Genomic DNA, 12,452 nt, shown 5'->3' with positions numbered 1-12,452 from the left:
TTCCTCCTACCGCCCCATGGCCTCACGCAGGCTGCGCGGCCGCATGTCGGTCCAGACCTGCTCGATGTGGTCCAGGCACTGCTGCTTGTCGCCGGCGAAGCCGGCCTCCCGCCAGCCGTCGGGCACCGGCCTGCCCGCGAACCAGATGGAGTACTGCTCCTCGTCGTTGACCACGACCTTGTACTCGCCGTCGCGCATGTCACGCCCTTTCCTGCCTGGGCAGCCTGGTCAGGGCCACCTGCTTGACCGGTTGCTGGCCGCGCAGCTCCTCCACCAGCGAGGCCATGCCCGCCACCGTCGGCACCTGGAAGAGGCTGCGCATGGGCAGCCTGACGCCGATCTTCTTCCTGATGAGCGCGATGAGCTGAACCGCGACGAGAGAGTTGCCGCCCAGCTCGAAGAAGTCCTGCTCGACGCTGACCTGCCTGGCGCCGAGCACCTCGCCCCACAGGCCCGCCAGCGTGCTCTCCAGCTCGTTGCGCGGCGCGACGTGGTCCTCGTCCAGCGCGTGGGCGCCGTCGGCGGCCGCCGCGCCGTCCAGCTCCTCGGCGACGGTGTCCTGGGTCAGCTCGCGCACCCCGGCGACGAACTCGGGCAGCGGGGTGGCGTTGACCACCACCTGGGTGCCGAGCCCGACGGCCAGCAGCCTGCGGAAGGCGTCGGCGCCGTCGGCGGGCGAGATGCCCGCCTTGGCCCCGTCGAGGTCGACCGCCATGCCGGCGGCGGCGGACTCCTCGGCGACGGCGCGGTCCTCGACGCTCTCCTTCGCGCCCTCGCCGACCGTCTGGGCGACCGAGTCCCTGTCGATCCTGCGGAGCACGAAGTCGGAGATCGTCAGGATCTTGCCGCCGTCGTCGTCGTAGAGGGTGAAGTCGACGGCGACGATCTCGGCGCTGCCCGTGTCGCGCTGGATGGCGTGGCTCCACACCCGTCCCGGGACGGGTGCGTGCACCACGATCCTGCCGTAGCCGATCGGCAGGAAGCTGTGGTCGTTCCTGGCGCCCAGGAACGCGGTCGCCTCGTCCAGCAGCGCGGGGTGGAAGCCGAACCCGTCGATCTCGGCCGCCACCTCGGGGCCCGCCTCCAGCCTGGCCAGCGCCTCGTTCTGCCCGAGGTAGACCGAGCGCAGGCTGGTCCACCTGGGGCCGAAGGACAGCAGGCCCGAGGCGGAGGCGAACACGTGGGCGATGTCGTCGCTGCTGGCGTGGGAGCAGCGGGCGCGCACCTCTGCCAGCTCGGCGGCGTGCTCCTGGCCGCCGCGGATCCAGCTCGCCGCTCCTCTGGCGTGCTGGCGCGATCGCCCGCCGACGACGCTGACCACCTCGAAGTCCATGCCGTCGCCGCTGGGCGTCAGGTGCACGCGCAGCTCGGCGGCGCCGCCGTCGGCCACGGGCATGGGCGCGACGAAGGCCACGTCGCGCAGCTCGACCTCGTAGCCGGGGCCGGGGCTCGGCACGGCGTCCTGGAAGGCGGCGCGGGCGGAGTCCAGGTAGACGGTGCCCGGCATGACGGGCACCTGCGCCATGCGGTGCTCGTCCAGCATCCAGTGGGTGTCTGGGGCGACGGTCCCGCCGTACCAGGGGGTGCGGCCAGGGGTCTCGTGCCTGTGGGACAGGACGGGATGGTCGAACGGGGTGACCCTGTCGCCTCGCTGCAGCGCGCGGAAGGCGACGGGGGCGGCGACCTCGGCCGCCATGCCGACCTCCAGCCAGGCCCCCCAGTTCACCGACAGCACCCGGCCAGGCCAGGTGTGGGCGTAGGCGTCCATGAAGTTGTTGGCGGCGCAGTAGTCCACCTGGCCGAAGCCGCCAGCGACGGCCGTCACCGACGAGCACAGCAACACGAAGTCCAGGTCGAGGTCGCCGAAGACCTCGCGCAGCGCGAGGGTGCCCGCCAGCTTGGGCGCCATGACGAGGTCGGCGGCCTCGCGCTCCTTCACCTCGGCCATGCCGCCGCCCGGCAGCCCCGCGGCGTGCACGATGCCGTCGACGCGGCCGAACCTGCCGAGGGCCGCCGTCCTGACCTCGCGCAGGCTCGCGGGGTCGGTGACGTCGGCGGCCATGACGAGCACCTCCGCGCCCGCCGACTCCATCCTGCGGACGGCGCGGACGGCGCGGCCCGTGCGGTCGTCTGCGCCTTCGAGCGCGTCCCATCCGTCGCGCGGCGGCAGCCCCGACCTGCTGATCAGCACGAGCCTGGCCCTGACCTTGGCGGCCAGGTCCTCGGCCAGGGTCAGGCCGATGCCGCCGAGCCCTCCGGTGATGACATAGACGCCCTCCTCGCGCAGGCCCGCTGGCTCGCCGTCGAGCGGGGCCACGGGCACCTGCTGGTAGCCGCGCACCCAGCGGCGCCCCGCCCGCAGGGCCACGGGGGACGGCGGCACGCCCTCCTCGGGCTCCTCGGGAGCGGCGGTCAGCTCGACCAGCAGGGGGGTGGGGTCGTAGACGACGTCCTCGAGGTCGATGTGGCGCACCGACAGCCAGCGCGCCTCCAGGGGGACGACCTTGGCGATGCCGGCCACCGTGGCGTGCTCGGGCCTGTGAAGGTCGTGGCCCGTGACGCTCTGCGTGCCCGCGGTGACGACGTCGAGGTGGACGTCGTGCTCGCGTTCGGCCTGGGCGAGGGCCTGGACCAGGTCGAGCAGGCTGTGGAAGCCCGCGTCCTGGGCGGCCAGCGTCTGCCGGACGCCGTCGGCGGGCTCGCCGTCGAGGGCCCAGGCGTGGACCACCCGTGCGGGGACCCCGGTCTCGGCCAGCAGCGCCTCGTAGTCCTCGCGCCGTCCCGGCCTGATCGTGATCGTGCCGTCGGCGGCCACGCCGTAGGTCTCGCCCCTGATCACGGACACCACGTCGGCGCCCGCCGTCCGCAGCGCGGCCACCATCGGCTCGGCGGCGGGGCCGGCGAAGACGAGGCAGCGCCCGCTCCACGCGGTGGTGGCCGCGGTGAGGGCGACAGGGGCCTGCCGCCACGCGGGGACCGAGTACCACTCCTCGGGGGCGAGCGCGCCCGCGCGCGGCGAGCGCGGGTAGACCAGCTCGGGGTCGATGGTCGTCTGGACCCAGTGGTGGGTGCGCTCGTAGGGGTAGCCGGGCAGCGGCACCCTGCGGGCGGGCTCGCCGAGGGCGTCGGCGTCGAGCTGGACGCCCGAGGTCCACAGCGTGCCCGCCGCGGCGTAGAGCACCTCGAGGTCCTGCTTGGGGTCGGCGGGGCCGGGCAGGCTGGCCAGCGGCGCGGGCCCGGTGCGCGGCAGCTGGGTCCTGGCGAGACCGGCCAGCTGCCTGCCGGGGCCGCACTCGACCAGCCGCCACTCCCCTTCGGCGGCGAGTGTGGCCACGCAGTCGCCGAACCTGACGGCCTCCCGCAGGTGGCGCGTCCAGTAGGCGGGGTCGACCGCCTCCTCGGCGGTGATCCAGGTGCCGGAGACGTTGGACAGGAAAGGCCTGCTCGGCGCGTGACGCGCCGCCCTGGCGACGACGTCGTGGAACTCGCCGAGAATGGGGTCCATCATCGGCGAGTGGAAGGCGTGGGAGGTGCGCAGCATGGTGCGCCCGACGCCCGCCTCCTCGAGACGGGCGGAGAACTCCTCGACCAGCGTGGTCGGCCCGGCCACCACGCAGCTGCCAGGCCCGTTGACGGTGGCGATGGACAGGCCGTCGGGCAGCTGCCCGCGCACCTCGTCCTCCTCCATCCTGACGGCGAGCATGGAGCCTTCCGGCATGCTCTGCATCAGCCTGCCCCTGGCCGCGACCAGGCGCAGGGCGTCGGGCAGGTCGAAGACGCCCGCGAAGGTGGCGGCGACGTACTCGCCGATGCTGTGGCCGACCATCGCGGCCGGTTCCACGCCCCACGAGCGCCACAGGCTCGCCAGCGCCCATTCGACGGTGAACAGCGCGGGCTGGGTGAGCGAGGTCTGACGCAGCCGCTCGTCGGCCCGCTCGCGCTCGCCGTCCTCGGGGAACAGCAGGGTCCTGATGTCCAGGCCCAGCTCGTCGCGCAGGATCTCGGCGCACTCGTCGACGGCGGCCGCGAAGACGGGCTCGGTGCGGTACAGCTGCGCGCCCATGCCCGCGTACTGCGCGCCCTGGCCCGAGAACAGCCACGCCACGCGCGGCTTGCCCGCCTTGCCCTTGACCAGGCGGCGTGGGTCGGTCAGCGCGGCGACGGCGTCGGCGGCGTCGGTGGCGACCACCGCGGCGCGATGGGTCATCTCGCGCCGCCCCTTGCGCAGCGTGAACGCCACGTCCGCCAGGTCGATCTCGGCCCCGTCGAGGCGGTCGGCCAGCCTGCGCACGGCGGCCTCCAGCGCGCTGGAGGTGCGGGCCGACACCTGCAGCAGGTGGGCGGGGCGCGGCTGCGTCGTGGGCACGGGGGCGGGCGGCGCCTGCTCCATCACGACGTGGGCGTTGGTCCCGCCGATGCCGAAGGAGCTGACGCCCGCGCGGCGGGGGAAGCCGTCGGTCTCCCACTTGGTCAGCGAGGAGGCGACGTAGAAGGGGTTGGTGCCGAAGTCGATGCGCGGGTTGGGCTTCTCGAAGTTGATCGTCGGCGGGATCATGCCGTGTTCGAGCGCCAGGACGGTCTTGATGAAGCCCGCGATGCCCGCGGCGGGGCCGAGGTGGCCGATGTTGGTCTTCACCGAGCCGATGCCGCACCAGCCGGCCTCGTCGGTGCCGCTGCCGAACACGTTGGACAGGGCGGCCACCTCGATCGGGTCGCCGAGGGAGGTGCCGGTGCCGTGGGCCTCCACGTAGGTGACGGTGCGCGGGTCGACCTGGGCGACGCCGAGCGCGAGCGAGACCGCGGCGGCCTGGCCCTCCGCGCTGGGCGCCGAGAAGCCCACCTTGGTCGCGCCGTCGTTGTTGATCGCGTTGCCCGCGACGACGGCGCGGATGTGGTCGCCGTCGGCGATGGCATCGGACAGCCGCTTGAGCACGGCGACGCCGCCGCCTCCGCCCCAGATCGTCCCCGCCGCTCCGGCGTCGAAGGCCCTGCAGTGCCCGTCGGCGGCGTAGATGCCGTCCTGGTGGTACTGGTATCCCCACTCGGCGGGCATCTCCAGCGAGACGCCGCCGGTCAGCGCCATGTCGCACTCACCCGCGCGCAGCGCCTCGCACGCCACGTGGATGGCGACAAGGGAGGAGGAGCAGGCCGTGTGCATCGTCACGCTGGGCCCGCGCAGATCGAGCTTGTAGGAGACGAGGGTCGCCAGGTAGTCGGGGTGGTTGCCGGTGAAGACCGCCAGGCTGCCCACGGAGGCGAACACCTTGCGGTTCGGCCTGATGTACATCCATTGGTACTCGTCCGAGCCGATGGTGCCGTAGACCCCGACCTCGCCCTGGTAGCGGGAGGGGTCGTAGCCCGCGTCCTCCAGAGCGGTGTTGGACAGCTCGAGGAACATCCGCTGCTGCGGATCGCGCAGCTCGGCCTCTCGCGGCGACATCCCGAAGAAGGCGGCGTCGAGCGCGCCGTAGTCCTCGGCCACCGAGGCCGCCCGCACGAAGGTCGGGTCGTCGAGCAGGTAGTCGGGGACGCCGAGCGCCTCCTGCTCCTCGCGGGTGTAGAACTTGACGGACTCCACTCCGTCGACCAGGTTGCGCCAGAACGCGGGCACGTCCTCGGCGCCTGGGAGGCGGCAAGCGATCCCGATGACCGCGATCGGCTCGACGGCCTGCTCTGGTTCGTGGTACGCCGGACCGGTCATTCCTTGTTCTCCTGTCTGGCCTGGTAAGGCCTGCGAGATGACGGTCGTGCCTGGCGCGCCGCGATGCGTCGGGCGGCACGCTCCGGTCCGGCCGTACGGCGCTCGCCATCGAGGTGGGCGGCGAGCGCGCGGACGGTCGGGAAGCGGAACAGATCGACGATGGAAACGTCCCTGCCGAGTGAGGCGGTGAGACGGGCCTGGACCTGGGCGGTGGCGAGCGAGTGCCCGCCGATCTCGAAGAAGTTCTCGCCGGCGGAGACCCTCGGCAGGCCGAGGACCTCCCGCCAGACGCCCGCGATCAGCCGTTCGGTGCCGGTGGCGGGCTCCTCTCCCCCGCGGGCCGCGGGCCGGGAAGCGGGGGCGGGCAGCGCGGCCCTGTCGACTTTCCCGTTGGGGGTCAGGGGTAGCGCGGGCAGCAGGATCAGGTCGGCGGGGAGCGCGTAGTCGGGCAGGCTGCTGCTCAGATGCCGCTGTAACTCGCCCGCGTGCGTGGCCGCGCTCTCCGGCACCGCGTACGCCCGAAGCGCGGGCCCCGCCCGCTGGTCGACGGCCACGGCGACGGCGGCCCGCACGCCGGGATGGGCCAGCAGCGCGTGCTCGATCTCGCCCAGCTCGACCCGGTAGCCGCGGATCTTGACCTGGCCGTCGCTCCTGCCCGCGAGCACCACGCCGCCGTCGGGCTCGTACCTGCCGAGGTCTCCCGTCCGGTAGCGGCCGGGGACGCCGTCGGCCTCCACGGCGAAGCGCTCCTCGGTGAGCCGCTCGTCGAGGTACCCCTCGGCCAGCCTGCGGCTCCTGATCACGACCTCGCCCAGCTCGCCGACCGCGGCGGGGGCGCCGTCCGCCCCGAGCACGAGCAGCTCGGCGCCGTCGACGCCGTGGCCGACGGGCACGGGGTCGCCGCTGTCGCCCCCGGGCTCGCCGACGAGGTGCATCGCCTGGGTCTGCGGCGTCTCGGTGGTGCCGTAGGAGTTGACCATCCTGGCTCGTGGCGCGACCTGCGCGAACCTGGCGACGTCGGCCCAGGTCAGCCTGTCCCCGCCGAACACCACCAGCCGCAGGTCGGGTAAGGCGACCCCGGCGGCGGCGATGAGCGTGGCCAGCTGCGGGGTCAGGTGGACGACGGTGACGGCGTGGTCGCGCAGCCACGCTGCGAGCTTGGCCGGGTCGCGGACGAGGTCGTGGCCTGGCACGCACAGGCGGGCGCCGAGGACGAGCGGGGTGAAGGCGTCACGCAGCAGCGGGTCGTGGGCGAGGCCTGCCAGCAGGGCGAAGGTGTCGTCCTCCGTCAGGCCGAGCGCGGTGGGGTACCAGGCGAGGAAGCGGGCCAGCGGCCGCTCTCCCGCGCGGACCGGCTTGGGCTCCCCCGTGGAGCCCGAGGTGAAGGACAGATACCCCTGCTGCTCGTACGGCACCGCCGCGCCGTCGTGGCCCTCGCCGCCTGGGCGGGGGAGCCAGGACAGCTCCTGCGGAACGGTGACTCCGGGACAGGCGATCAGGGCCTGGGCGCCGGCCGACCGCGCCTGGGCGGCCAGCCTCGCGGAGGGATGGGCGGCGTCGAGCACCGCCCAGCGGGCTCCGCCGGCCAGCACCCCCAGCAGCAGCGCGGGCAGCTCGCAGCGCCTGGCGGCCAGGACCGCGACCGTCTGCCCCTGCCGCACGGTCGCGGCCGTCGTCCTGACGATCTCGGCCAGGTCGGCGTAGGACAGCTCGCCTCCTTCGCCGCTCACCGCCACGCGTTCGGGATGGGCCTCCGCCCGCTCCAGGACGGTCTCGACGAGGCCGGGGCCGTCCCAGCCGGGAAGCGGCGCCCTCCCGTCGGGCAGGGCGGTGCCGGCGGGGCGGAGCGCGGCGTGCCGTACCGGGCGCTCGGGGGCGGCGACCAGGTCGCCGAGGAGGGTGAGGTAGCCCTCCAGCAGCGCCTCGATCCGTTCGGCGGCGAACAGCCTGGGGTTGTAGACGGCCTGCAGGACGTGCCTGCCCTGCCGCTCTCCGACGTACAGGGTGAGGTCGAACAGCGACCCCGGCAGGCCGGGCGGCAGCGGGGTGGCGCTCACCCCCGGCAGGCTCAGCCGCGGCTCGGTGAAGTCGTACATGTTGAACAGCACCTGGATCAGCGGGTTGCGCGACAGGTCGCGTCCAGGACCGAGCCTGTCCACCAGCCGTTCCAGGCGCACGTCGAGGTGGGCGAGCGCCTCGGACAGCGTCGACTGGCAGCTGGCGACGTGCGCGGCGAACGCCTCGTCGTCCTCGATCCGCAGCCGCACCGGCAGCATCTGCACCAGGCATCCGGCCATCGGCTCCAGCGCGGGGTCGCGGCGGTCGGCGACGGGGGTGCCGACGATCAGGTCGTGCCGGCCTGTCAGCCGCCGTAACGCCTGTCCGAAGGCCGCGAGCATGACCGCGTACGGCGTGGCCCCCAGGCGCGCGGCGAGCGCCCTGACGGCGGCGCTGGTCGAGAGGCCCGCCTCGGCCGTGACGCCCGCGCCCTCGAAGGTCTGCACGGCGGGGCGCGGATGGTCCCTCGGCAGGTCGAGCACGGTGGGGGCGCCGTCGAGCCGCGCGCTCCACCAGTCGAGGTCGGCGGCGGCCTCCTTCTCCGCGAGCCATGCGACGTAGCCGCCGAAGGAGGCGGGCAGCGCGGCGAGCGGCTCGCCCCGGTAGGCGCGGCCGAGGTCCTCGTAGAGCACCGACTGCGACCAGCCGTCGAAGACGAGGTGGTGGGCGGTGAGGGCCAGCACGTGCTCGTCGTCGGCGACGCGCAGCAGGAGCGCCCGCCAGAGCGGCCCCTTCGCCAGGTCGAACGGTGAGGCCGCCTCGGCCTGCAGCCTCTCGCGCAACCCCTCCTCGGTGACCTGCTCCACGGGAAGCGGCACCTCGCCCGGCGGGTCCACGGCGACGGCCGGGACCCCGCCCGACTGCGGCACGCGCCAGCGCAGCACCTCGTGGCGGCGGGCGACCTCGGCGAGGGCGGCGCGCAGCGCGTCGACGTCGAGCCTGCCCGACAGCCGCTGCGCCATCGCGATGTTGTGGACGGGTGTGCCCTGGGCCAGCCGTTCGACGAACCACATCCGCCGCTGGAGCGCCGACAAGGCGGCGGGCGCCACGGCGGGCGGGTCGAGCAGCGGCGCGGCGGCCGCGGCGCGGGCGGCGATGCCCGCCACCGTGCGCCCCGACAGGACGTCCTCGACGGCGATCTCCCTGCGCAGCCGCTCCCGCAGCCCCGCCGTGAGACGCATGGCCAGCAGGGAGTGGCCGCCCGCGGCGAAGAAGTCGTCGTCGGCGCCCGGCTCCCCCGTCTCGAACGTCGTGGCCCACACGGCCGCGACGGCCCTTTCCTCCACGCTCTCCGGCCGTCTGCCCGCCGCCTGCGCGGGGGACGCCTCGTGCGCGCGCAGCGCCGCCATGTCGATCTTCCCGCTCACCGTGATCGGCAGCACCGGCAGGCGGACCACCCTGGTGGGGACCATGTAGGAGGGAAGCGCCTGGAGGCAGTAGGCCCGCAGGTCCGCCACATCGGGGGCGTCCTCGGGCGCCAGGTAGGCGGTCAGCTCCTTCAGCCCGCCCGCGCCGGTGTCCAGGTCGACGACGGCGTGGCGGATCGCCGGGTGCGCGCGCAGCACGGACTCGATCTCGCCGATCTCCACCCGCTGCCCCTGGACCTTGACCTGGCGGTCCACCCTGCCGAGGAAGCCGATCGCGCCGTCGTCGCCGAGCACGACCCTGTCGCCCGTCCTGTACAGGCGGGCGCCGGGCGCTCCGTAGGGGTCGGGGACGAAGCGCTCGGCCGACAGGGCGGGCCTGTCCAGGTAGCCGCGGGCCAGCTGGGGGCCGCCGATGTAGAGCTCGCCAGGAACGCCGGGAGGGCAGGGCTCGAGCTCGTCGTCGAGGACGTGCGCGGTGCAGCCGGGAAGGGCGCGGCCGATCGGCAGCGGCCTGTCCCACTCGCCCTCGAGTTCCGTGCCGACCACGCACACGGTCGTCTCGGTCGGGCCGTACCAGTTGTGGAAGCGGCGCAGGCCCGGCCTGGACCAGCGGGCCACCTGCTCGGGACCCGCAGGCTCGCCCGCGGTGAGCAGGTCGGTGAGGGAGGGCAGCCTGCCGGGGTCCAGGAGCGGCAGCAGCGCGGGCGGGATGGTGCCCCAGGTGACCTCGTGACCTTCGAGGAAGCGCTGGAGGCGGGCGGGGTCCACCCTGTCCTCGTCGGGGACCAGCATGACCGACCCGCCCTCGGCCAGCGGGGCGAAGATGTCGAGCACGGACACGTCGAACCCGAGGGCGGCGAAGCCGATGGAGCGGCATCCCGCGCCGAGGTCGAACCGCCCTCCCGCCATCGTGACGAACGCGACCACCGACGCGTGGCTCACCACGACGCCCTTGGGCCGGCCCGTCGAGCCGGAGGTGTAGAGCACGTACGCCGCGCCGGCCTGATGGGTGTGGCACGCGGGCGGTTCGGGCTCCTCGCGCCCGTCCGGCAGCAGGAGCCTGACGGGCGCGGCTGCCAGCTTCTTCTCGCCGCTCTCGTCGGCGACGACCACGTCGATCCCGGCGTCCTCGATGATCGTGAGGAGCCGCGCCGTGGGGTGCGACGGGTCGAGCGGCACGTACGCGCCGCCTGCCAGCAGCACGCCGAGCACCGACACGAGCAGGCCGGGTGTGCGCCTGGCGCAGACGCCGACGCGGACCTCGGGCCCCACCCCCTCCTCGCGCAGGCGGTGGGCCAGCGCGTTGGCGGCGCCGACCAGCTCGCGGTAGGTCAGGCGCTCGTTCCACTGCCTGATCGCGACGGCGTCGGGGGTACGGCCGGCCTGGGCGGTGACCAGGTCGTGCAGCAGCGGACTCGCCTTCACTTCGATCACCTGGTCCGGTCCTTCAGCGTGAAGAGCGTGAGCCTCGCCCCGCCGTACGGCACGGCCACGGCTCCCCGAGCCTCGCCCCGCGAGGTGTGCAGCGGCAGGTGGAGCACCTGCCAGCCCTGGACCTGCCAGGGTCCTGGGTCGCCGAGGTCGGGGAAGGGCTCGATCGCGGCGCCATGGCCCGCGCCCGCGACCAGGGCTCGCCTGGCGGTCACGGCGCGCTGCGCCAGCCAGTGCCTGTCCTCCTCCGCCGCGTCCTCGATCTGGTCACGCTCGGTGACGTCGAGCACGGACAGGTCGACGGCCTCGGGCGTCGCGGCGGCCAGGCCCACGGCCACGCCCGCCGCGTGTGACGCGGTCACGGCGACCAGGGTCAGCCCGTCGGCCTCGCAGGCGCTCGCCCGCACGTCGCCGCCGTAGCGGCGCAGCACCTCCTCCGCGCCCGCCGCGCTCTCGCCCAGCCAGAGGTGGAGCTCGTCCTGCTCCGGCGCGCCGACCTCGCCGGCCAGGTCGGCGCTGATCAGGCGGGCCAGCTCCTCTGGTGTGTCCTTGACGAACAGGTGGCCGCCGCGCACGGTTCTCAGCCCGAAGTCACGGGCGGTGTGCCGGGCCCAGCCCAGCATGTCGGAAGGGCCCACCTCCCCGTCGTCGACGCCCGCGAAGGCGACGATGGAGGTGTCCAGCGGGGGCTCGGGCGTGTAGCGGTAGCGCTTGATCCAGGCGAGGTCCGACCGGAGCAGGGGCAGCATCAGCTCGCGGAGCTCGGGCTCCTCCCTCAGCTCGGCCATGGCGCCTGCTCGCCGTACCAGCTGGTCGATGAAGGCGTCGTCGGGCAGGTCGGCGGTGGCGGCCAGCGGCACCCTGAGGTGCGGCGGGTGCGCGCCTCCCACGTACAGGCGCGTGGGCTGCGGCAGTCCGCGGCGGCGCAGCTCCCTGACCACCTCGAAGGCCAGGCGCGCGCCCATGCTGTGGCCGTACAGGGCGTAGGGGGTGTCCGTGGCGGGAGCGATCTCGTCGGCGACCTCGTGGACGGTGAACGCGGGCGGCTCGGACAGGCGGTTCTCCCTGCCAGGCAGTTGCAGCGGCACCACCTCCAGGCTCGCGAGGTCGCGCTGCAGAGGGGTGTAGGCGCTTGCGCCCCCGCCGGCGAAGGGGAGGCAGAACAGGGTGCGGGTACGGCGCGCGGAGACCGGGTGGGGGTCGCGCGGAGCCGCGGTCAGCTGACCCGTGATGGCTGCGCACCTCCCCGGCCTGGGCGGGTGCCGTCCGCGGTCAGAAAGGACGTACAGGGCATAGGTCGCGCAAGACAGAGATGCTTCATCGCCATGGTGCGGGGGCTCCTCGGCAAAAGCTGCAAAGAACTCTTTGAATTGAATCCCGTACGACTTAGTACGTCTTGCCCAAGTATTGGCGGTTTGCGGTCAGACCTCTTATATCCAGTCCTTACGGGCGGCGTCAACGGTCATTACCGCAGTCCGCAACTCAGCTGACACGTCCGACTCAGGGGCTTCACAGAACCCCTTCGGGGTGATAGGGCGCCCAAGTATGCGTCGGGACCAAACCAGAGATTCGGACAGGCTGATACAGGACCCCTCTGTGCAGGCGAACAAGCGGAATTGCCCCCTCCGGCCTGCGGAGGCGAAATCGGCCCACCCAAGATCGTTGTCCTGGCGCCTTCGTCCGGCCGCGACATCGACTCCCGGAAATCACCGACTGTCAAGGAAGCGCCGCCGCGGGTCCGGCAGATCGTTTCGGTCTCTTTCCGCACGGTAGGACCACTTTCCACTGCGGACCGAAATCCATGTGCGAAAACAACCATGACTCCTTACCGAATTCATCTCGACATTCCACAGTCATGGCGCCGTCGAATGTTTCTTCTCCAAAAGGCGGCAATC

At 73.4% G+C, this 12,452-nt stretch carries 4 protein-coding genes; all 4 read right to left on the bottom strand.

What is annotated here, in order from left to right:
* Positions 1-6: 6 nt before the first annotated feature.
* From ABFX50_RS08100 to ABFX50_RS08085, 4 genes are read right to left on the bottom strand one after another with little or no spacing between them, the layout of a single operon-like run.
* On the bottom strand, positions 7-198 hold the full coding sequence (locus ABFX50_RS08100) for an MbtH family protein (RefSeq protein WP_346144624.1): 192 nt from the start codon (positions 196-198) through the stop codon (positions 7-9).
* Between the two features lies 1 nt (position 199).
* Positions 200-5,701, bottom strand: coding sequence for a type I polyketide synthase (locus ABFX50_RS08095; protein ID WP_346144622.1), 5,502 nt, complete (start codon positions 5,699-5,701; stop codon positions 200-202).
* Positions 5,698-10,560: an amino acid adenylation domain-containing protein gene (locus ABFX50_RS08090; protein WP_346144620.1), complete on the bottom strand. Its 4,863-nt coding sequence runs from the start codon at positions 10,558-10,560 to the stop codon at positions 5,698-5,700. Before ABFX50_RS08090 ends, ABFX50_RS08095 begins: the two co-directional genes overlap by 4 nt.
* Positions 10,557-11,723, bottom strand: coding sequence for a thioesterase II family protein (locus tag ABFX50_RS08085; RefSeq protein ID WP_346144917.1), 1,167 nt, complete (start codon positions 11,721-11,723; stop codon positions 10,557-10,559). The genes ABFX50_RS08090 and ABFX50_RS08085 overlap by 4 nt, the downstream gene beginning before the upstream one ends.
* Between the last annotated feature and the right edge of the window lie 729 nt (positions 11,724-12,452).

The organism is Nonomuraea recticatena, assembly GCF_039533245.1.
In the GTDB taxonomy this organism is placed as follows: domain Bacteria; phylum Actinomycetota; class Actinomycetes; order Streptosporangiales; family Streptosporangiaceae; genus Nonomuraea; species Nonomuraea roseola.
This window is presented reverse-complemented; position numbering and strand designations above follow the sequence as displayed.